We start from the raw sequence: 20,522 nt of genomic DNA, 5'->3' as shown, positions 1-20,522 counted from the left end.
TGCGGAAGCTCCGCAGCCGGTGAAAAATAGGGTAAGCTGGCGCTGCTTAGAACGCAAAGCGCAGGCTTACTGCGGCATCGTTGTATAAGCCGGCGTAGCCATCAAACACTTCAAAGAAAGGCTTGTAGTCAACACCCAATACGAAGGGCAGGTCTTCCATTTTGTATTCCAGGCCCAGAATCAGGTCAGCACCGGGCGTCACGTACATATGGTCATCGTAGTAGTACGCGCGATACGAATCGTACTTACGGCCTTTGTAGTACCGATAATCGTCGAAGTAGTAGCGGCCGCGGTAGAAGCCCAGGTGGGCACCCGCGCCATAGTAAAACTGCAGACCTTTTACCTCTTTAATGGGGTGATGCTTTTCCAGCAGCAGCGTTACCCGTGCCCCACGGGCTTTGTATTCGGTAGTAACCAGGCCTTCGAAAGCCACATTATTCTTGCCGCTGAGGAAGTGCTTAACCGTTACCCCGGAGGAGTACCCGCCTGCCCGCAGACCAGCTGCGGTCTGGTAGCCGGCGCTGCCGCCGCTTTTCTGAGCAAAAGAAAGCGTGCTGCCCAGCATGAGGAGGATAAAAGTGAAAAATGCAGTTTGTTTCATAAGAAAAGGTAGAAAAAAGGAATACTTGACCAGCAAATATAAGAAGCTGGTTTTAGAGGTTCTCTTCCTTCTAAGCACGAAGGGTAAACAACTAATAACTTGTTGATAAAATCCTAACCGTCGGCGCGCACGCCCCGGGCAATTTCATCAGACAGATGCACGCGGATGCCGCCACCATCCTGCCCGGCAGCCCCCAGCATAGCCTGCGCTACCGCTTCCGCCGAAACGGGCCGGTACTTGCGCAGGGGACCCACCATCAGGGGCGAAACCAGCCGCATGAGTACGGCTCCAATCTGCTCGCCCAGGCGCTTTTCCTGGCGCTGGCCCAGCAGCAGGGAGGGCCGGAAAATATGAATGGCGCGGAAAGGCGTCTGCCGCACGGCGGCTTCCATCTCACCCTTCACGTGGTTGTAGTAAATGGCCGAGCCTGCATCGGCCCCCATAGCCGAAACCACCATAAACTGCGCCGCAAAGTTGCCGGCCGCCAGGGCGGCCAGCTTTACCACGTACAGGTAATCTACTTTATAAAAGGCTTCCTTCGAGCCGGCCTGCTTCATGGTAGTGCCCAGGCAGCAGTACACGTCGTCCGCTATCAGGGCCAGGCGTTGGTCTTCCAGCTGGTTGAAGTCTACGATGCGCTGCTCCAGCTTGGGGTGCACCAGCGGCAGCGTGCGGCGGCCAATGGAAATGACTTTAGCGTATCGGTCGCTGGCCAGGAGCAGGGGCAGCAGGTGCTGGCCTACCAGACCACTGGCACCGGCAATAAGGGCGGTTTTCTGAAGTTTCATGCGGCAGAACGGCGAAGGCAGAAGCAGGTGCGAAAGAGCTTCGGGCGTCCTTACGCAAAAAAGGGGAGCAGGGTAGCGCCACCCCGGAAAACGGGCTGCTTACGACTCCGGAATAAGCCGCGTGTGGTCCGGTGCCAGTTGCACCTGCCCGTTTTTGTACAGGTAGCCCAGGGCTTTTTTAAACACTTTCTTGCTGATGCCCAGGCGGCGGTAAATGTCGTCCGGCTCGCTCTTGTCTGAGAGCGGCAATGTGCCGCCGGCTGCGTGCAGGGCCTTTAGTACTGTTTCTACGGCATCGCGCGCTTCGTCGTAGCCAATTTTCTGCAGGCTGATGTCCAGCTTGCCATCGGGCCGCACTAGGCGCACGTAGCCGGTGGGCGTATCGCCCAGGCGCAGGGGACGGAATACTTCGTTGTGGTATAGCAGGCCCTGGTACTGGCCGTTCACCAGCACTTTAAAGCCCAGGTCGGTTTCTTCGGCTACCATCAGCTGCACGGCGTCGCCGGGCTGGCCGGGGAAGGGCTCGTGGCTCAGGAAACCCTCCCAGCGCGCCGAGGCCACGATGCGGTCGGAGGTTTCATCCAGAAACACATACACGGTGGCCCGCTCGCCGGGGCGCAGGTTGCGGCGCTGGTTGCGGTAGGGTAGGAAAAGGTCTTTCTCGAGGCCCCAGTCCAGGAACGCGCCCAGCGGGGTTACGTCGCGCACGCTGAGGGCGGCAAACTGCCCTACGCGCACCAGCGGGTCCAGGGTGGTGGCAATGAGGCGGTCTTCGGAGTCGCGGTACACAAATACGCGCAGCACGTCGCCTACCTGCGTGCCGGCCGGCACGTACTTGCCGGGCATCAGCAGGTCGCCGTCGTCAGAAGACAAGTACACGCCAAAGTCTACTTCGCGCGCTACTTCCAGGTCGTTATAATCACCGAGCTGCATGGGTATTAAGTTAATAGGGAAGCAGGGATAAGAAAGCATCGGCCAAAAGCCGCCGCCTTACCGGGCCTGCTGTAAAATCAGGAATGGGTACGAAAGCCCGCTGCAAAGGTCCGAAGAAGCGGCGGGATTACTTCTGCCTGCCAAAATACTTACTCATAGCGCACCAGACTGGGCTGGCCAAAGCTAAAGTCGCTGAAATCATAAAACGGGCGGGCATTCTCGAATACCCGGATACCATTCCGGTCGAACTGCCCGCGGGGGTAGAACCCGACCAGAATCTGGAAGGTGCGGATGGCCGTGTATTCGTTGCGGAAGCGCAGGCCCAGCCCAAACCCGGTGAAGGGTGTTTCCTTGAACGGCAGGGTCTGCAGCTTGGTGGTGTTCAGCCAGGCCGCATCCACAAAGCCAACGGCCGCCGTGCGGAAGCCGAGAAAGGAAACGGGCGTGTAAACGGTAGCCTCGTAATTAACCACGAAGCGGCTGGTGCCGCGCAGGTTGCCATCGGTGCGGAAGCCGCGCAGGCCCCGGTCACCATCAATATTCAGTACCCGCTCAGTGGGGAAACGGTTTAAACCAATGGCGGTGCGGTTCCAGAAAAAGTGCCGCCACTGATAGTTGCCCGTGTGGTACAGGCGCGTGAAATACAGGATTTCGCCGCCGGCCACGCCCTGTTGCCAGTCGTTGCTTTGCCCCCGCACAAAGGAGCCAAAGTCGCCGCTGACATATAAGTAGCCGCGCCGGGGGTTGTAAGAAGCGGCCGCGGCGTGCATGCCAAAGTAACGGCGGTTGGTGGCCTCATTAAACTCATAGCCGCTGGTGAGGCTGATGAGGGTACCGGTGGGAATGTCTTCGGTGCGGCCAAAGCCAAACAGGTACGTATCCTTATAGTAGTAGCGGACGCTGTAGCCGATGGTGCCCAGCACCAGCCCAGCGTTTTGAAACTCCGTCTTGTCGGGCCGGCTGTAGTAGTTGGTGCGGATAAAGCGGCCCGATACGATAATGCGCCCCGGGTTTTCATAGCCCAGGTCATAGCTATGCAGGCGGAAGGCGCGGCCCAGCCACACGTCCTGGGTATTAAACCGAAGGGGCACCAGGCTGTCGGGGCGGCCATCCTGGTGGTTGAGGATCAGGGGCCGGTCGAATACATTCAGGGCCACGGCGCCGGCGTAGCGGGTATTAATGGAGTAAAAGCCGCGCGAGACCACCACGTTCATTTCCTTGTTTTCGTAGCGGTTGAGGTAATGCACCTGCCCGGTCAGAAAGTTGCGGAACGGCACCAGATAGCTGCCCTCGTAGCTCCAGTTTTGGGGCTTGGGGCGCCCATACTCGTAGCGGTTGCGGAACTGGTGGCCCTGGCCCAGAAAGTTGACATCGCGCAGCCCGATAACGCCCGCGCCCACGTCCCGCACCTGCACTGAGCCGCTGATGCTAAACACGTCCCGGGTGATGACCTCAATATCCACGCTGTCCTGCGTGGTGGTTTGCTCGTTCACGAACACGCGGGCATCGGCAATTTCCGGGGTCTGACGCAGCAGACGCTCCGATTCGGCCAGGGCCTGCGGCTCCAGTTCTTCGCCCACCCGAAACTGCAGCACCTGCCGTACCCGCGCCCGCGAGGTTTTGATGTGCAGCGTATTAGCCGACTTTTCCAGAATGTTGCGCGGCTTGCGCGTGGGGTCGTTCAGACGGTAGCCAAAGGCATCGAGGGTGTTGATGTTGATGCGCCGCACCACTTTATAGCTGTGCCGGTCATACTGCCGGTCCAGCAGCTCGGCATCCAGGCCGGCGCGCTCCTCGCGGCGCCCGGTAAAGTTGAACAGGGCCGCCGCGGCTTTGCCGGCAATGGTTTTGCGCTTGGTATAGGCTTTCAGGTTATTCAGAATCCGCTCCTGATCAAAGCGCCGTCGCAGGGAATCGGGACGGGTTTCGCCAAGGGAGTCAGCGGGCGTTACGGGGCGCTCGGGCTGCTGCGCCCAGGCGGGCATGCCCAGCAACAGCAGCCCGGCCAGCAGCAGCCAGAAGGCCGCACCGGGCCGGCGTAAGTTAGATAACGGAGGAAGCACCCTTAAGCGGCCCGTTGGGTTAAGCGACGAGCCCGGGCAAGATACGGGTTCCGGAGGGAGTGCCTGAATAACCGATGGAAAGAAGCGGCTCATGCCGAAAAATGCTGCCGAGTAAAGTCCAGGCCCCAAAGGGACGTAGGCCATAAACGAAACCTGATTTTTTAGAGTTGATCTCCGAACTATTTCTAAAAAATTTAGCTTAGTGATATAGTGTAGTATTGAGTGGAATAGAATAGTTTTAAGCCCAGAAACAGCCTATTTGATGAACGAGCGAATTCAGGAAAAGCTAAGTATTTTGGCAGATGCCGCCAAGTATGATGTGTCCTGCTCCAGCAGCGGCGGCAAGCGGAAAAATGAGAACCGGGGGCTGGGCAATGCCGAGGGCATGGGTATTTGCCACAGCTATACCGAAGATGGCCGCTGCGTGAGTCTGCTGAAGATCTTGCTCACCAATCACTGCATTTTCGACTGCGCCTATTGCGTATCGCGCCGCAGCAACGACGTGAAGCGCGCCGCCTTTACCGTGGATGAAGTGGTGGACCTGACCATGAACTTTTACCGCCGCAACTACATCGAGGGCCTGTTTCTGAGCAGCGGTATTTTCTCCTCCCCCGACTATACCATGGAGCGGCTGGTGCGCATCATCAAAAAGCTGCGCACCGAGCACAAGTTCAATGGCTACATCCACGTGAAAGCCATTCCGGGTGCCTCGGAGGAGCTGATTCAGGAAGCCGGCCTGTACGCCGACCGCCTGAGCGTGAACATTGAGCTGCCCTCAGAAATGAGCCTCACCGCACTAGCCCCCGAAAAGAATTACCAGGAGATTCTCACGCCCATGGCGCAGATTCGGGACGGCATCATCCTGAATAAAGAAGAGAAGGCGCTGTTCAAAAAGGTGCCGCAGTTTGCCACCGCCGGCCAAAGCACCCAGCTGATTGTGGGCGCTTCCGCCGAAAACGACCACCAGATCATTCAGCTTACCGACTCGCTTTACAAAGGCTACGGCCTGAAGCGCGTGTACTACTCCGGCTACATTCCCGTGACCGATGACGCCCGCCTGCCGCAGGTAACCCAGCCCCCGCTCATCCGGGAGCACCGCCTGTACCAGACCGACTGGCTGATGCGCTTCTACGGCTTTCAGGCCGATGAAATCCTGGACCCCGAGCATCCTTTCCTGGACCTGGAAATTGACCCCAAGCTGGCCTGGGCCCTGCGCAACCGCCACGTATTCCCGGTAGACGTGAATACCGCCGACTACGAAATGATTCTGCGCATTCCCGGCGTGGGGGCCCGCTCCGCCAAGCGCATAGTGGCCGCCCGGCGGTTTGCGCCCATCACCCTGGACCACCTGCACAAGTTTGGCGTGGTACTGAAGCGGGCCAAGTTCTTCCTCACCTGCCGCGGCCAGGCCCTGGAAAAGCGGGAGTACGACGAGCAGACCATCCGCCGCCAGATTTTGTTCGGGGCCGGCTCAGTCCGCTCCGCCCTCGTCACCCAACAGCTCGATTTATTTGCTCAGGCCTCCTAAGGTGTATTAGCAGCTGGCAGGGGCCAGTTGTTTGTTCGATTCAGCGACTCTGCCATGTCTTCCCTCAACCCGCATTCCCTGTTTACTAACCCTACCGATTCCATGACTATTTCTCATCGCGCTGCCGACGCGTCGGCTTCTCCCCAGCAGGCCCCCAAATCTGTGAAAGTAGCCCGCGTGGCCTGCTGCTGTAAGCTCTCGGATTTGCTGCCCATTGTGCAGAAAATGCACCGCGAGGCTGCCCGTGCCCACGCCACCCGCACGGGGCAGCAGTCGGAAGCGGCGTAAGAAAGTGCCGCCCCGCGGTAACCCTGCCCGCCCGCATCCGGTACCACCTCTATGACCTACGAGCTCGACCATCAGGACGTCCGCACCAACGGCATTACGCTGCACGTGGTACAGTGCGGCCCGGCCACGGGGCAGCTGGTCATCCTGCTACACGGCTTTCCGGAGTTCTGGTACGGGTGGCGCCATCAGATACAGGCACTGGCCGCGGCGGGCTACCGGGTGTTGGCCCCCGACCAGCGCGGCTACAACCGGAGCGACAAGCCTCGTGGCGCGGCCGCCTACCGCCTGGAAATACTGGGGGCCGATGTGCTGGGGTTGCTGGAGGCCGCCGGCCGCGAGACAGCCATCGTCATTGGCCACGACTGGGGCGCGGCGGTAGCTTGGTGGCTGGCAGCCAACGCCCCGGAGCGCATTCTGCGGGTAGCTATTCTGAATGTGCCGCACCCGGCGGTGCTAGGGCACGCCCTACGGCGCATGCCCCGGCAGCTAGTGAAAAGCTGGTACATTTTCTTTTTCCAGCTGCCCTGGCTGCCGGAGAAACTATTTCGGCGGCATCAATACCGGTTTGGCCGCCGCGCCCTGCGGGGCACCAGCCGGCCGGGTACTTTCACTACCGAAGATCTGCACCGCTATGTAGCGGCCTGGTCGCGCCCCGGCGCGCTTACCGGCATGATCAACTGGTACCGGGCTGCTTTTCGTAAGCCCGGGCGCATTGGGCGGGTAGGGCGCATCCGCATCCCTGTGCACATCCTGTGGGGGCGGCGGGATGCCTTTCTGGAGCCAGTGTTGGCTGAGCGCAGCCTGGAGTGGTGGGGGAACGGGCAACTGACGTATTTCGAGCAGGCCACGCATTGGCTGCATCAGGAAGAGCCGGCCGCTGTAAACAAGCTTCTGTTAGCGTTTCTTGCGGCAGAGGGTTAGAGCTATGGTATTGAAATTCCTGCCGCTGGCCGCCGCAACTACCCCGGGTTACTTTCTTCGCCCTTTTCTTCTTACATGAGTCGTTCCCTTGGTCCGCGCCCGGCGCGTAACAGCGTCCCGTCTTCGGCAAATGCAGGGGTAGCCCGTATTGCGCCGCAGCTCACCAACCCGCCGCTGGACTATACATACGACGGCTCTTTTGAAGGCCTGCTGACGGTTTTGTTTCAGGTCTATGACCGTAAGGCCGCCCCAAACAGCATTCAGCCCCTCGGCGCCGTGCAGGGCGGCTTGTTTGCGCAGTCCGTGCTGGTAGAAACCCACGATGCCACGGCCGCCCGCGTGTGGGATGGGCTGGTGCGGTATATGGACGCCGAGGCGCGCACCCGGCTGTTCCATACGTTTCTGAGCGAGCAGCCCGACCGGGAGCTCCTGATTTTCCGCTACGCCGACACGGCCATGCGTGCCGGCCGCGACATCTCCGAAAACTACGCCGACGATACCGTGCGCCGCATTGCGGGCATTGCCCAGCAGATGTACCGCGAAAAGCACCGCATGGAAGCCTTCGTGCGCTTCGAGAAAACCAGCGACGAGCTGTTCCACGCCACCATTGAGCCCGATTTTGACGTGCTGCCGCTCATTGCGCCCCACTTCACCAAGCGCTACGCCGACCAGCGCTGGCTTATCTTCGATAAGCGCCGCCGCTACGGTTTGTATTACGATTTGCACCGCACCGATGTAGTGGAGTTCGAAACCCCCACGCCGCAGCGGCGCACCGATATTTCGGCCACGGTGCTGGATGAGCGGGAACCCCTGTTCAAGCTGCTCTGGCAGTCCTACTTCGACCACGTAAATATTCCGGAGCGCAAAAATATAAAGCTGCACCGCCGGCATATGCCCCTGCGCTACTGGCGCTACCTGAGTGAAAAACAGCCGCGCGAGCAGCGCTTCGAGCCCATTAAGAATAAGCGGCCGATAGGCTAAAACCGCTGGTGCTGGGTTGAAAAGCGCTAATTTGCAGCGCAAACCAGCATCGTTTATGAGCAATATCCTCGTTTTTGGCGCCTCCGGGCAGTTAGGGCAGTGCCTGCAGCACGTAGCAAAAGAAAGAAACCTGAGCAACCTGGTTTTCCTGGCCGAAGCCGAAGCGAATATTCTGGATGAAGAGAAGCTGGCAGCTGTTTTTGCCAAGTACCAACCCGCGTACTGTATCAATTGCGCTGCCTACACGGCCGTGGATAAAGCCGAAGACGAGGTAGCGCTGGCCCGTAAAGTCAACAAAGACGGGGCCGTGAATCTTGCCCGGCTGTGCGAGCAGGCTGGCGCCACCCTCCTGCATATTTCCACAGATTTCGTGTTTGCCGGCACAGGCAACCAGCCGCTGGTGGAAACGGATGAAGCCGCGCCTATCAGCATTTACGGCCTCACCAAGCTGGAAGGCGAGCAGGGGGTAGCCGCGCAAACCAGCCGCTACTTTATCCTGCGCACCAGCTGGCTGTACTCCGAGTATGCCGGCAACTTTGTGAAGACCATGCTCAAGCTGGGCCATGAGCGGGAAGAACTGAAGGTTATCTGGGACCAGGTGGGCACCCCCACCTACGCCATTGACCTGGCTGGCTGCCTGCTGACCATTATCGAAACCCGGAACCAGCAGTACGGCATCTACCACTACAGCAACGAGGGCCTGACTTCGTGGTACGACTTCGCTAAGGCTATTTTTGAGCTGAGCAACACGCCGGTGCGCACTCTGCCTATCCGCACCGCCGAGTATCCCACCAAAGCCACGCGCCCGGCTTACTCCGTAATGGATAAGACCAAAGCCAAAACCCAGCTGCAGGTAGCCATTCCGCACTGGCGCGACAGCCTGAAAGTATGTTTGAGCCGTCTGTAGGCGTAAACTGATTCCGCTATACATTATGAAAAGGCCGTGCTTCACATCAGAAGCACGGCCTTTTCTTTACGCCAAAAACCAAGAATTGAGTCCGGGGTGTAGTCAGCGTACGCCTTGCCATTTACTCAACGCGGCGCTAATAATCGGGGCCTTGCTATAGCCGTGTGGGGCTTATCCCTCACCGTAAGCGCACAGGGCTTATTGCTGGTTTCCTGACTCGTCGGGGTTTTCACTGGCTTCGTTTCGGCCCGCAGTATATTGAAACCCAATAACACTCTTTTCGCTGCCCGGATTTTCGGGAGTAGTGGTGACTGCGCCTTGGGGTGGCGCGCTGTTAGCTGGCTGCGCTACAGCATTGGTGGCTTGTAGGGGAGTGCTGACGGATATTTCTATCGGGATGGAAAGCGTCAGCTTGGTTGGGGCTTCCTGCGCGGCGGGCGCGCTGGCATTGCCTGCCGCACCATAAGCGGGTGGCGTGGCCTCCGCCGTTGGGGCAGGGCTGCTAGTGGCAACCGGAATGCTGGTGACGGTGGCAGTTGGGGCAGGGGCAGGGGCAGCGGCCGCACTGGGAGCAGGCGCTGCTACGGCAGTCGGTGCCGGAGTGGCTACTGCTACGGGGGCAGCTGCAGCTACCGCCGTTGGGTTTAGAGTAGCTTCGGCAGTGGGGGCAGGATTGACGGCGGCAGTAGGAGCAGGATTAACAGCGGCAGTAGGAGCAGGATTAACAGCGGCAGTGGGGGCGGGGTTGGCCTGCGCCATTGGAGCCGGGTTGGCTTCAGGGGCGGGCGTTGGGTTGACAGCAGCGGTTGGGGCAGGATTGGCCTCAGCAGTTGGAGCAAGAAAGGGAGCAGGGGCAGGCTTTTGGCTTGGGCCTTGGTCTTGGGGCGCCTGGTTGGTAGGCAGCGGCGTAGGATGGTCTTGCGTATCCATGATGAAGAGGAAAAAAAGATGAAAAAAGCAACCGGGCTAAGCTCAAAATTCCTGCCCTAAGTGCATCATTCACAATACGTAAACTGGTCGCTGCCGTTCAATATTATTATTGAGTTTACGAGGGTTTTTAGCTCCTCCTATTACTCCTGAAAACCGGCCGGTTCCACCGGCCCTCGATAACCGAAAAACGGGACCTGTCCTTCATCGTTATGCTACAAAGCAGACAGGTATTGTCCTCGCCTAACGCACCTCCCGTTTTCCTGAAGTTACCAAGCCAAGGGCCCGTATCATCTGGGCTGAGAGAAAAACTCTAGGCGCTCATTTTTTGCCTGCGCTTCTGGTGTGTTTATCTGAGGTTACGGGTACGCACCACCTGCCTTCCGGCCCTAAGACCGCACCAGCAAGCAGCATCGGCTTACTGCTTTGCTTCAATTTTAAAATCACATGACTGTCCGTTTTCGGTAGGCTTTCCGGCTGGTTATCTGTATATTACAAGATGAATCTGGCTTAGAAAAGTGATAAAAATTGCCTTTCTATACGCTTGGTACACAAGTAGCCGGAAGACGTTAAATGCCTGTCTGGCCGGCTGAAAGCAAATAGTTGCCAATTGGTAAGGCTGATGGAGGGAACGTGGCAACGCAATAGGCACAAGCCAGATCCAAATTCAGACAACCAATAAAAGGTCGCCATTTACTGTCGAGCTTAAAAAAACATCAACCCCCATAATAGCCGGTTCCTTTTCCCAGGAATCTGCTGCCCTCCGTGTCTTTCCATTCTTAGCTTTTCTAATTCCCACCACGCATGAAGAAAACCTTTACTCACTCCCCGTCTGGCTGGTCACAAGCCAGTCGGCGGCTGCTGGCCGCGGCGGCTCTGCTGCTGTCTGCCACGTTTACCACCCAGGCCCAAACCTTGGTTTGGGAAGATAATTTCGACGGCACGGCCATCAATCCCGACTCCTGGACCTATGATTTTGGGGATGGCTGCGAGCGGGGCATCTGTGGCTGGGGCAACCAGGAATTGCAGTACTACACCAGCCGGCCTGAAAACGCCCGCCTAGAGAATGGCAGCCTGGTGATTGAGGCCCGCAAGGAAAAATTCCAGACCCGGGAATTCACCTCGGCCCGCCTGAAAACGTTTGGCCGGGTGCAGTTTAAATACGGCACGCTGGAGGCCCGCATTAAAGTGCCGAATCTGAAAAACGGCCTGTGGCCGGCATTCTGGCTGCTGGGCACCACGGGCAACTGGCCCGCCAGCGGCGAAACCGATATTCTGGAGATGGGCAGCAAGGCCTCTTACCCCAGCAACGTGAACAACTGGGTTAGCGCGGCCCTGCACTGGAGCTATAAAGGCAACCTGGCCGATTACAGCGAAATCTACAAAAGCCCCACGCCGCTAACCGATGACTACCACGTCTATAAAATGGTGTGGGATGCGCAGTTCATCAAAGTGTTTATTGATGGCACCCAATACTTCTCCGCGGATATCACCAATACCCCGGAAAAGGATATGGAGGAATTCCATAAGTCGCAGTACATCCTGCTGAACATGGCTGTGGGCGGCAATTATACCGGCCAGCCCGGGGTAAATGATATTACCGCTACGCTGCCTGCCAAAATGCTGGTAGACTATATCCGGCTGTACCAGAGCCCCGGTGATGAGCTCTACCTGGGGAAAGACCATGCCTTCGGCGGCAATTTCGGCATCTATACCGAGCAGGCTACTATTACCAACAAGCTGGAGTTTGGGGCAGGAGCGGAGCTTTACTACTGGAACAACCTGACCAACATTACCCCCATGCCCGCCGCCTACGAAGGCACGCAGGTGCTGGCCGTGCGGGCCGGCAGCGGCGACTGGTTTGGCATGGGTGTAGATCATGCCCCTATCAACCTGCTCAATTTCGCGCAGGATGGCGCCCTCAAGTTTCATTTCAAATCCTCCTACACCGGTCAGTTTAAGATTGGGGTGAAAAGCGGGCATGGCGAAAGCTGGATTAATTTCCCGGCGGGCGGGGCTGCGCAGTATGGCCTGGTGCGGGATGGCAGCTGGCACGAGGTAACCATTCCGCTGAGTGCCTTTAACCAGCCTAACGTAGGCATGCACATTGATCTAGGCTCGATGACCAGCCTGTTCATGTTTGCCGGCGACCCTGCTTCCAGTACGGCTGATTTCTTCTTTGATGATATGTACCTGAGCGGCGGGATAATCTCCAACCCGGTGCCCACCGTTACGCTCACCGCTCCGGCAAACAATGCCGTAGTAACCACGCCGGCCAGCATTACGCTCACGGCCACGGCCGCCGACGAAAACGGCAGTGTAGCCAAGGTAGATTTCTACCAGGGCACCACCCTGCTGGGCACCGATACCAGCAGCCCCTACAGCTTTGCCTGGACCGGCGCTGCCGCCGGGGTGTACACCCTTACCGCCAAAGTCACCGACAACGAAGGCGCGGTTGCTACTTCGGTTCCGGTGACGCTGTTTGTCTCGGCTCCCAATAACAGCGCGCCCACGGTTAGCCTGACGGCCCCGGCGGCCAATGCCAGCTACTTTACCCCGGCCAGCATTGTCCTCACCGCCAATGCCGCCGATGCAGATGGCTCTATCTATAAGGTGGAGTTCTACCAGGGCACCACGCTGCTGGCAACGGACATGGCCAGCCCCTACACCTATACCTGGACCAGCGCGGTAGCCGGCACCTATGCTCTCACGGCCAAAGCCACCGATAATGGCGGCGCCGTTACCACCTCAACGGCCGTTACAATTACAGTGGCTGATCCGGTAAAGCCCACCGTAACCCTGACCAGCCCCCTGGCTACCGACAAGTTTACGGCTCCGGCTACCCTCACGCTTACGGCTACCGCGGCAGATGCCAACGGCACCATCAGCATGGTGGAGTTCTATAACGGCGATACGAAGCTGGGCACCGCCACTACTGCTCCTTACTCTTATGAGTGGAAGAACGTGGCCGCCGGCTCTTACTCCCTAACGGCCCGCGCCACCGATAATGATGGCAATACCACTACCTCGGCGGCAGTGGCCGTGGAAGTGAAACCCCTGGCCTGTACCGGCCTGGCCGCCAACGGCGACTACAGCTACGAAGTGTTCAGCCAGGATGGCAATGTGACTTACACGTTCCATCCGCTGGGTGCTACGGCCGGGGGCAATCTGGGCCTGATTTACATCCAGGAAGGTGGCGTAGGCGCTTACCCCGGCTACCCCATGACCAAGAATGCCGCCGGTGACTTCACCTTCTCTAAGCCTATTGCCACGGGTATAGCCACCAGCTTCTACTTCACTTATCAGGTAGGTGCAGGTGGCCCGGAGCGCAACTCCGCTGACAAGCCCCATTCCTACACCGTGGGGCAGAACTGCGACACCAGCGGCCCCGATAATGCCGCTCCTACGGTTAGCCTGACGGCCCCGCTGGCCACCGGCCAGTATGTGGCGCCCGCCACCATTACGCTCACGGCCACGGCCGCTGATACCGATGGCACCATAGCGAAAGTGGAGTTCTTCCAGGGAAATACCAAGCTGGGAGAAGATGCTACGGCCCCGTACTCCTATGAGTGGGTGAAAGTAGCCGCCGGTTCTTATGCCCTGACGGCCAAAGCCACGGACAATGCCGGCAAAAGCACTACCTCAACGGCGGTAACCATAACCGTGGCCGGTACTGATGGCTACTGCGCTTCCACCGATGATTACAGCTTTAAGGCCGTAACCACGGGCGAAAACGTAACCTACACATTTCATCCGCTGGGTGCCACGGCCGGCGGCAACCTAGCCCTTATTTACATCCAGGAAGGTGGCGCAGGCGCTTATCCCGGCTACCCCATGACCAAGAATGCCGCCGGTGATTTTACCTTCACCAAAGCCATTGCTACAGGTGTAGTAACCAGCGTGTACTTTACCTACCAGGCTGGTGCGGGTGGCCCGGAGCGCAACTCCGCGGAGAAACCGCATTTGTATGTGGTGGGCTCCAGTTGCGCCGCTACGCCTACGCCTAACAAGGTGGCTTCTATGGTGGAGGGTTTCTCGGTGTATCCTAACCCCGGGGCAAGCCGCACGGCGGTTTCCTTCTCTATGCTGGTTTCGGGTCAGTACAGCCTGGCTGTATATGACTTAAAAGGCAGCCGGGTGCAGGTAGTAGCTGCCGGTTCTGCGGCGGCCAACCAGAAAATAGCCAAGGAGCTGTTGCTTTCCTCGTACGCCAACGGGGTGTATCTGCTGAAGCTGGTAACCGACCACGGAGTGGCTACCAAGCGTTTGGTGGTGAGCCACTAGTATCTGAACGCATTATTAAAAAAGCCCCGGCCGTATGGTCGGGGCTTTTTTTATGCTCTATAGGGATGAGGCTACTCTTCTGACAACTCAACAGCCATACCAGCACCAGGCCGCCCATAAAAGCGGTTAACCAGGTAGCCCGCCACGCCAAACGCCAGCCCCACGGCGCATACGCCCGGCCAGTGGAAATGCGCCCAGGCCTGCCCGCCCAGCCAGGAGCCCAGGGAGGCGCCAATGAAAGCAGCCGTCATATACACCGTATTCAGGCGGCTGCGGGCTTCCGGCAGCAGGGAAAAAATGCGTGATTGGTTGGAAATGTGGGTCATCTGCTGGCCTACATCCAGAATAACAACGGCCAGAATCAGCCCCACCAGATAGTACCCACCAAACAGCAGGAGCACAAAAGACCCTACACACAGCAGTATGCCAATGTTGAGGGCAAAGTCGGCGCCTTTGCGGTCGGCTGAGCGGCCAGCCAAGGGCGAGGCCAGGGCCCCGCTGGCGCCAATGAGGCCGAACAGGCCGGCCACATCACTATGGTAGTTGTAGGTGCTGCTTTCCAGGAAGAACACCAGCGTAGTCCAGAAAGCGCTAAAGCCGGCAAACATGCACAGGCCCACCAGCGCCGAGCGGCGCAGCGTAGGCAGGGTGCGGGTGAGGGTGCCCAGCGAGCGAAGCAGGCTGGCGTAGCTGCCGGTAAAGGTGGGCTGATTGCGCGGCAGCATGCGGGCCAGAATGCCGGTCAGCACCACCATCACGCCGGCACCTACCCAGAACATGGTGCGCCAGCCAAAATGCGCGCCCACATACCCGCTGATGGTCCGGGATACCAGAATGCCGATAAGCAAACCGCTCATGACTTTGCCTACCACCCGGCCGCGCTCCTCATTAGTGGCCAGGGAGGCTGCCATGGGAATCAGCAGTTGCGGCACCGCGGAGAAAATGCCAATCAGCAGGCTGGCGGCCACCAGCAGCGCAAACGTAGGGGCAAAGGCCGCGCCGGCCAGACAAACCGCCGCAAAGAGCAGCAGGGCCAGAATCAGGCTTTTCCGCTCGCGCTTATCACCCAGTGGCACCACAAACAGCAGCCCTAGGGTATAGCCTACCTGCGTAATGGTGGCTACCAAGCTCACCCGGCTATCCGACAAGCCAAAGGTCTTCCCGATTTCGGCCAGCAGCGGCTGGTTGTAGTAGATATTGGCCACCACCAGTCCGCAGGTAATGGCCATCAGCCAGACCAGGGCCGGAGCAAGCGGAGGATGGGACGGAATAGGACGAATGTCCTCTAGCACTGGCTGAGGCGCAGCCGCAACGGCATCTTTCATAGGAGGCAAAATTACGGCGGCTATTATTGCCGCCGCCTTACTGGCCTCACACAACCCCAAGTCAGCCGGGAAAGTTGTTAACTATTGTACAATAGTTAACTGTAGAACTTCTGTGCTATTTATTGAATAACCTTTCTTTCTATAACCTTCATTTCATTATCAAAGACAACGTAGCAACTCATGGACGAACCTGGTGGCGTTCGATAGGTGTAAGTTGTGGTTTGTGGAACAGGAAGAAAATACACTCTGGATTCTGGATTGCCCATTATAGCCAGGACAGTAGACGAGTCCATACCTATTTCAACCTTACGGATGTTACGAAGATTCTCCTGACCTATTGCTGCCTCAGGGCTCCAGTGGGCATCATAATTAATATATAGGATCAGCGCGAAGACGGGACTCAGAAATACCAAGAGGGTTTTAAAAGTGTCACGCTTCATGTTTTATCTAAAGAGTAGCATACTGCTTTTTATACAGCCCCGGCGTTACGCCTTCATACTGCTTAAACAGCTTCTGAAAGTAAGCCGTGTTATTGAAGCCCGTCCGGAAGCACACGTCCGTAACGGTGGTAAGCGGGTTGCGCAACAGGCGCTTGGCTTCGGCCAGGCGCTCCTGAATCACATATTCTACGGGCGTGAGGCCCAGCTCGCGCTTAAACACCCGGAAAAAGGTGGCCTTGCTCATGCAGGCCAGCTCGCTCAGCTTCTCAATGGTAATCTGCTCCGTGAGGTGCTGTTTGATGTACTGCACCACGTGGGCAAAGCGGTGGGACGTGACGTGCTCCTTATAGTTGTGAAAGAGCAGCTGCCGGGCCTGGGTTTGCATCAGGCGCACCAGCATTTCCTGAATGGTGAAGTTGGCCAGCACATCCTTCACGCGGCCCGTATCCTGGGAAAGCTGCACCAGGCGCTCCAGGGTGCTGGTAAGCTCGGGCGTGTTCTGAAAGTGGGCGTGCTCGGCGGTGTCCAGCTGCCAGGGCAGGTGCTCTTCTGCGCGGGGCGAGTGCTCATTGAGCAGGTCTACGGTTTGCCGGATGGTATCGGTGGGAATAGCTACGGCCAGGCATTGCGTGGGCTGGGCCTCGTTGGCTTCCGGAAAATCAATGACCATGGTTTCATCCTTGCCCACCACTACTGACTCGCCCGGGAGGTAGTCGAAGGCCGGGCGGCCGGCCAAGTGCATCACTTTCTTGCCCCGCAGCATGGTGGTAAGCACCACGTGGCCCATGCTGAGCGGTACCTGGTGGGCCGTGCGGTGAGTTTCAAACACGTTCAGCTCAAAGGCTTCCAGTGTGTACACGGTGCGGTTTTCCACCAGCGTGGTCAGCTGCTCTGGCTGATGCAGGGAAATAGGGGCGGGCAGGTGATGGGTAGGCATGGGTGGGGAGTCCGATGAGAAGCCTGAACGCGGAAATAGCACAATACTTTCTCTACAATAGAGAGCAAGCGGAAATTGTTCATTGCAATTAGCAGAAAACCAGCAGGCTAGGTTGAGCTTTCGGGGAAAAGCTCAACGGCAACTTGCGACTATAGGCGGTATTTCTGAGAGTATAATACAACTATTTCGGCAGGATAAGAAGCTAGCTTGGGATATCCGAAACCCACACAAATCCCCATCCATGGAAACCCTAGAAAAACCCACCACCCTGGTTGCCCGGCCTCAATTCAAATCCCACTACGATAATTTTATTGGCGGCAAATGGGTAGCGCCCGTGAAAGGGCAGTATTTCGAAAACCCCTCGCCCATTGATGGCAAAGCCTTTACCAAAGTAGCCCGCTCCACCAAAGAGGACATAGAACTGGCCCTAGATGCCGCTCACGAAGCCTTCAAAACCTGGAGCAAAGCCTCGCCTACCACGCGCAGCAACGTGTTGCTGAAAATTGCCGACATCATGGAGGCCAACCTGGCCCACCTGGCGGCGGTAGAAACCGTGGAAAACGGCAAAGCCATCCGGGAAACCATGGCTGCCGACCTGCCCCTGGCCATTGACCACTTCCGCTATTTCGCGGGCGTGATTCGGGCCGAGGAAGGCTCTGCTACCGAGCTAAATGAAACCACCCTTTCCCTAGTTATTCAGGAGCCGCTGGGCGTAGTGGGCCAGATTATTCCCTGGAACTTCCCGCTGCTGATGGCCACCTGGAAAATTGCGCCGGCCCTGGCCGCCGGCTGCTGCGTGGTGGTGAAACCCGCCGAGCAGACGCCCGCCAGCATTATGGTGCTGATGGAGCTGATTCAGGACGTGCTGCCCCCCGGCGTGATTAACGTAGTAAACGGCTTCGGGCTGGAAGCCGGCAAGCCGCTGGCCAGCAACAAGCGCGTGCAGAAAGTAGCCTTCACCGGCGAAACCACCACCGGCCGCCTGATCCTGCAGTACGCCGCCGAAAACATCATTCCCGTGACCATGGAGCTGGGCGGCAAGTCGCCGAACATCTTCACTAAATCGGTGATGGACCACGACGACGACTTCCTGGACAAGTGCCTGGAAGGCGCGGCCATGTTTGCCCTGAACCAAGGCGAAATCTGCACCTGTCCTTCCCGTTTGCTCATCCACGAGGATATTTACGATGAGTTTATGCCCCGTCTGATTAAGCGCGTAGAAGCCATTAAGCTGGGCCACCCGCTGGATTTGGAAACCATGATGGGCGCCCAGGCCAGCAACGACCAGTACGAGAAAATCCTGAGCTACCTGGAAATTGGCAAGGCCGAAGGCGCCGAGGTGCTGACAGGCGGAGACGCCCACTTCCACGACCATCCAGAGTTAACCGACGGCTACTATATCAAGCCTACCATCTTCCGGGGGCACAACAAAATGCGCATCTTCCAGGAAGAAATCTTCGGCCCGGTGCTGTCGGTTACCACCTTCAAAACCAACGAAGAAGCCATTGAGCTGGCCAACGACACGCTCTACGGCTTGGGTGCCGGCCTCTGGAGCCGCGACGCGCACGAGCTGTACCAGATGCCCCGCGCCATTCAGGCCGGCCGCGTGTGGGTAAACTGCTACCACGACTACCCCGCTGGTGCACCCTTCGGCGGCTACAAGGCCTCCGGCTTTGGCCGCGAAAACCACAAGATGATGCTGGCCCACTACCGCCAGACCAAAAACATGCTCATCAGCTACAGCCAGCAGAAACTGGGCTTCTTTTAAAAAGCTGTAGTGATGAAGGGTGAAGCTGTGTTGCAGCTTCTATCCTAAAACATACTGTCATCCTGAGCCTGCGAAGGACCTTCTCCCGTAAAAACGAGTCGTAGCAACGATAATCGTTCTACTGGCATAAGGTCCTTCGCCAAGCTCAGGATGACAGGCGTTTTTACAAATCCACAACTTCACCGCTTCCCATGCCTACTCCCCGAGTTTTAGTAACCCCCGCCGCCGAAGCCACCATTGATTTGCTGCGCGACGAGCATGGCCCTTTAATGTTCCACCAGAGCGGGGGCTGCTGCGACGGTTCCTCGCCCATGTGCTTTACCAAAGGCGAGTTCCGCATTGGGGGCAACGATGTATGGCTGGGCCAGATCCATGACTGCGACTTCTTCATGAGTACCAGCCAGTTTGAGTACTGGCAGCATACCCAGCTCACGGTAGACGTAACCAAAGGGCGAGGAGCGAGCTTTTCGTTGGAAATACCGCTGGGCGTGCGCTTCCTGATTCGGTCCCGGCTGTTTACGGAGGAGGAGTCCCGGGATATGGCGCCGGTGCTGGAAGGCGAGGAATACCTGGCCGCGCAAGCATCTTAGCCTGGGGAGAGATAATCAAGCATACAAAAAGGCCCCGCCAGATACCTGGTGGGGCCTTTTTGTATGGTATGGGTAGCGGCTTACTTGGCTTTTACGGGCAGGCCTTCCAGCTGCGCGTAGCTCAGCTTCCAGAGGCCTTTGGCGTTCTTTTTCCAGATCAGGACAAAGTTGCCTTCGCCTTCGCCCATGGGCTGGCCGGGGGCAGCGGGCAGCACGTCTACCGAGAAAGTACCGGCTTCATATGCTATTTGGGTATCAGCACCGGAGCTAACCGGGTTCAGGCGCAGGTCGGAAATAGTATTGATGGTTTCCCGAACCCAGCGGTTGGAAACCTCCGACTTGCCCTGGTAATGGGCTTCGCCTTGCAGGTAATGCACATCATCCGCCATCATCGTATCCAGCTGCATGGCATTCTTGCTGTTCCAGGCTCCAACAAATTGCTGGTCCAGCGTTTGAATATTGGCGGCATCCTTCTTCTCGTCGGTTTTGGTACAAGAAGAAGCCAGGGCGGCCGTAGCGAGCAATAGCAACAGATAGGGCTTCATAGAGCCAGGGGGTTTGGTGAAGAAGTAAAAGAAATTCGCCGACTCCGGCACAAGGCTGGAGTCGGCGAAACTAAGGGAGAATCCGGACTTACCAGCTCTTTCTACGATATTCCGAGGTAGGATATTCCGTAGAACGCTCCCCATACGAGGCATTGGGCAAATAAGCTGCGTTCATGGGCATTGACGCGCCATTGCTGGCATACATCATGGCAGGGATAGAAGCGGCGGCAAAACCGGAAGCCGCGCCAGGATATTGCTGCTGCTGACCTACGGCCAGACCATTGTTTTGCTTGGAAGATTCTAGGCGGCGGGCCATGGCCGAACGCTCGGCGCGGGCGGCAGCGGCCTGACGCTCAGCAGCGGCAGCGCGGTTATTAGCCGCTACGCGGGCCGCTTCGGCGGCACGGGCCTTACGCTTGTTGTCAATGCTCTTACCAATTACATAGCCAGTACCAGCACCGGCGGCAGCGCCTACTGCGCCACCCACTACGCGGTTACGCTTATGAATCAGGGCACCCGCAGCAGCTCCACCAACGCCACCAATAATGGCGCCTTTGGCTTGTGGGCTCCAGGGCTTTCTAGTTTGCGCCTGAGAAAAATTGGTGAAGGCTATGTTGAGCAGAAATACGAGGCTCAAAATCAGACTGACCTTTTTCATAATACTAGACTTTAAGTTTCAGAAGATGGTTACGCTTG

The 20,522-nt window shown here is 57.8% G+C and carries 17 protein-coding genes; 8 read left to right on the top strand and 9 right to left on the bottom strand.

The annotated features are described in order from the left end of the window. Positions 1 to 46: 46 nt before the first annotated feature. From AM218_RS11030 to AM218_RS11015, 4 genes are all read right to left on the bottom strand, one after another. The gene (locus AM218_RS11030; RefSeq protein ID WP_054413912.1) at positions 47 to 601 is read right to left on the bottom strand and encodes a hypothetical protein; all 555 of its coding nucleotides are present in this window, start codon (positions 599 to 601) and stop codon (positions 47 to 49) included. 113 nt (positions 602 to 714) lie between these two features. Then, the gene (locus AM218_RS11025; RefSeq protein ID WP_054413911.1) at positions 715 to 1,389 is read right to left on the bottom strand and encodes an NAD-dependent epimerase/dehydratase family protein; all 675 of its coding nucleotides are present in this window, start codon (positions 1,387 to 1,389) and stop codon (positions 715 to 717) included. A gap of 99 nt (positions 1,390 to 1,488) precedes the next feature. After that, positions 1,489 to 2,322: a CvfB family protein gene (locus AM218_RS11020; RefSeq protein ID WP_054413910.1), complete on the bottom strand. Its 834-nt coding sequence runs from the start codon at positions 2,320 to 2,322 to the stop codon at positions 1,489 to 1,491. Positions 2,323 to 2,471: 149 nt separating this feature from the next. Continuing rightward, positions 2,472 to 4,385, bottom strand: a complete 1,914-nt coding sequence (locus AM218_RS11015; RefSeq protein WP_054413909.1) for a BamA/TamA family outer membrane protein — start codon at positions 4,383 to 4,385, stop codon at positions 2,472 to 2,474. A gap of 262 nt (positions 4,386 to 4,647) precedes the next feature. Between AM218_RS11015 and AM218_RS11010 the strand changes: the two genes are divergently transcribed. The 5 genes from AM218_RS11010 (at position 4,648) to rfbD (ending at position 9,010) form a co-directional block, all read left to right on the top strand. Then, a complete protein-coding gene (locus AM218_RS11010; protein WP_054413908.1) occupies positions 4,648 to 5,913 on the top strand; it encodes a putative DNA modification/repair radical SAM protein in 1,266 nt (421 codons plus the stop codon). A gap of 54 nt (positions 5,914 to 5,967) precedes the next feature. Next, entirely contained in the window at positions 5,968 to 6,201 is a 234-nt protein-coding gene (locus AM218_RS11005; protein ID WP_054413907.1) for a hypothetical protein, read from the top strand. A 51-nt stretch (positions 6,202 to 6,252) separates the two neighbouring features. Next, positions 6,253 to 7,122 carry an alpha/beta fold hydrolase gene (locus AM218_RS11000; RefSeq protein WP_054413906.1) on the top strand — a complete coding sequence of 290 codons (870 nt, stop codon included), beginning with the start codon at positions 6,253 to 6,255 and terminating at the stop codon, positions 7,120 to 7,122. Positions 7,123 to 7,197: 75 nt separating this feature from the next. After that, positions 7,198 to 8,103, top strand: a complete 906-nt coding sequence (locus AM218_RS10995) for a TIGR03915 family putative DNA repair protein (RefSeq protein ID WP_054413905.1) — start codon at positions 7,198 to 7,200, stop codon at positions 8,101 to 8,103. Between the two features lie 55 nt (positions 8,104 to 8,158). After that, the gene (rfbD, locus tag AM218_RS10990) at positions 8,159 to 9,010 is read left to right on the top strand and encodes a dTDP-4-dehydrorhamnose reductase (protein WP_054413904.1); all 852 of its coding nucleotides are present in this window, start codon (positions 8,159 to 8,161) and stop codon (positions 9,008 to 9,010) included. A gap of 198 nt (positions 9,011 to 9,208) precedes the next feature. Here the strand turns inward: rfbD and AM218_RS16815 are convergent, their stop codons facing one another. After that, positions 9,209 to 9,940, bottom strand: a complete 732-nt coding sequence (locus AM218_RS16815) for a hypothetical protein (RefSeq protein WP_157547632.1) — start codon at positions 9,938 to 9,940, stop codon at positions 9,209 to 9,211. 801 nt (positions 9,941 to 10,741) lie between these two features. On the opposite strand from AM218_RS16815, the gene AM218_RS16390 reads away from it, so the two are divergent. Next, positions 10,742 to 14,221, top strand: a complete 3,480-nt coding sequence (locus tag AM218_RS16390) for an Ig-like domain-containing protein (protein WP_071843766.1) — start codon at positions 10,742 to 10,744, stop codon at positions 14,219 to 14,221. Between the two features lie 71 nt (positions 14,222 to 14,292). Here AM218_RS16390 and AM218_RS10980 read toward each other — a convergent pair whose 3' ends face one another. After that, the gene (locus AM218_RS10980; protein ID WP_071843765.1) at positions 14,293 to 15,546 is read right to left on the bottom strand and encodes an MFS transporter; all 1,254 of its coding nucleotides are present in this window, start codon (positions 15,544 to 15,546) and stop codon (positions 14,293 to 14,295) included. 447 nt (positions 15,547 to 15,993) lie between these two features. Next, on the bottom strand, positions 15,994 to 16,923 hold the full coding sequence (locus tag AM218_RS10970) for an AraC family transcriptional regulator (protein WP_054413902.1): 930 nt from the start codon (positions 16,921 to 16,923) through the stop codon (positions 15,994 to 15,996). Between the two features lie 241 nt (positions 16,924 to 17,164). On the opposite strand from AM218_RS10970, the gene AM218_RS10965 reads away from it, so the two are divergent. Together AM218_RS10965 and AM218_RS10960 are read left to right on the top strand one after the other, a co-directional pair. Then, positions 17,165 to 18,691: an aldehyde dehydrogenase family protein gene (locus tag AM218_RS10965; protein WP_054413901.1), complete on the top strand. Its 1,527-nt coding sequence runs from the start codon at positions 17,165 to 17,167 to the stop codon at positions 18,689 to 18,691. Positions 18,692 to 18,882: 191 nt separating this feature from the next. Further along, the gene (locus tag AM218_RS10960; RefSeq protein WP_054413900.1) at positions 18,883 to 19,281 is read left to right on the top strand and encodes a DUF779 domain-containing protein; all 399 of its coding nucleotides are present in this window, start codon (positions 18,883 to 18,885) and stop codon (positions 19,279 to 19,281) included. Between the two features lie 80 nt (positions 19,282 to 19,361). On the opposite strand, the gene AM218_RS10955 is transcribed toward AM218_RS10960, so the two are convergent. Both AM218_RS10955 and AM218_RS10950 read right to left on the bottom strand, forming a co-directional pair. After that, positions 19,362 to 19,826: a YybH family protein gene (locus AM218_RS10955; RefSeq protein ID WP_054415517.1), complete on the bottom strand. Its 465-nt coding sequence runs from the start codon at positions 19,824 to 19,826 to the stop codon at positions 19,362 to 19,364. An 88-nt stretch (positions 19,827 to 19,914) separates the two neighbouring features. Next, positions 19,915 to 20,484, bottom strand: coding sequence for a YMGG-like glycine zipper-containing protein (locus AM218_RS10950; protein ID WP_054413899.1), 570 nt, complete (start codon positions 20,482 to 20,484; stop codon positions 19,915 to 19,917). Positions 20,485 to 20,522: the final 38 nt, after the last annotated feature.

The sequence above is a fragment of the Hymenobacter sp. DG25A genome, assembly GCF_001280305.1.
In the GTDB taxonomy this organism is placed as follows: domain Bacteria; phylum Bacteroidota; class Bacteroidia; order Cytophagales; family Hymenobacteraceae; genus Hymenobacter.
Note: the sequence above shows the minus strand (reverse complement) of the source record. Positions and strands in the feature narration are given on the sequence as shown.

Excerpts from the sequence above, each read along its gene's own strand:
- AM218_RS10995 (WP_054413905.1), top strand. The coding sequence starts at position 7,198 with ATGAGTCGTTCCCTTGGTCCGCGCCCGGCGCGTAACAGCGTCCCGTCT.
- AM218_RS10980 (WP_071843765.1), bottom strand. The coding sequence starts at position 15,546 with ATGAAAGATGCCGTTGCGGCTGCGCCTCAGCCAGTGCTAGAGGACATT.
- AM218_RS16815 (WP_157547632.1), bottom strand. The coding sequence starts at position 9,940 with ATGGATACGCAAGACCATCCTACGCCGCTGCCTACCAACCAGGCGCCC.
- AM218_RS11005 (WP_054413907.1), top strand. The coding sequence starts at position 5,968 with ATGTCTTCCCTCAACCCGCATTCCCTGTTTACTAACCCTACCGATTCC.
- rfbD (WP_054413904.1), top strand. The coding sequence starts at position 8,159 with ATGAGCAATATCCTCGTTTTTGGCGCCTCCGGGCAGTTAGGGCAGTGC.
- AM218_RS10960 (WP_054413900.1), top strand. The coding sequence starts at position 18,883 with ATGCCTACTCCCCGAGTTTTAGTAACCCCCGCCGCCGAAGCCACCATT.
- AM218_RS10965 (WP_054413901.1), top strand. The coding sequence starts at position 17,165 with ATGGAAACCCTAGAAAAACCCACCACCCTGGTTGCCCGGCCTCAATTC.
- AM218_RS10970 (WP_054413902.1), bottom strand. The coding sequence starts at position 16,923 with ATGCCTACCCATCACCTGCCCGCCCCTATTTCCCTGCATCAGCCAGAG.
- AM218_RS16390 (WP_071843766.1), top strand. The coding sequence starts at position 10,742 with ATGAAGAAAACCTTTACTCACTCCCCGTCTGGCTGGTCACAAGCCAGT.
- AM218_RS11020 (WP_054413910.1), bottom strand. The coding sequence starts at position 2,322 with ATGCAGCTCGGTGATTATAACGACCTGGAAGTAGCGCGCGAAGTAGAC.
- AM218_RS11000 (WP_054413906.1), top strand. The coding sequence starts at position 6,253 with ATGACCTACGAGCTCGACCATCAGGACGTCCGCACCAACGGCATTACG.
- AM218_RS10950 (WP_054413899.1), bottom strand. The coding sequence starts at position 20,484 with ATGAAAAAGGTCAGTCTGATTTTGAGCCTCGTATTTCTGCTCAACATA.
- AM218_RS11025 (WP_054413911.1), bottom strand. The coding sequence starts at position 1,389 with ATGAAACTTCAGAAAACCGCCCTTATTGCCGGTGCCAGTGGTCTGGTA.
- AM218_RS10955 (WP_054415517.1), bottom strand. The coding sequence starts at position 19,826 with ATGAAGCCCTATCTGTTGCTATTGCTCGCTACGGCCGCCCTGGCTTCT.
- AM218_RS11010 (WP_054413908.1), top strand. The coding sequence starts at position 4,648 with ATGAACGAGCGAATTCAGGAAAAGCTAAGTATTTTGGCAGATGCCGCC.
- AM218_RS11030 (WP_054413912.1), bottom strand. The coding sequence starts at position 601 with ATGAAACAAACTGCATTTTTCACTTTTATCCTCCTCATGCTGGGCAGC.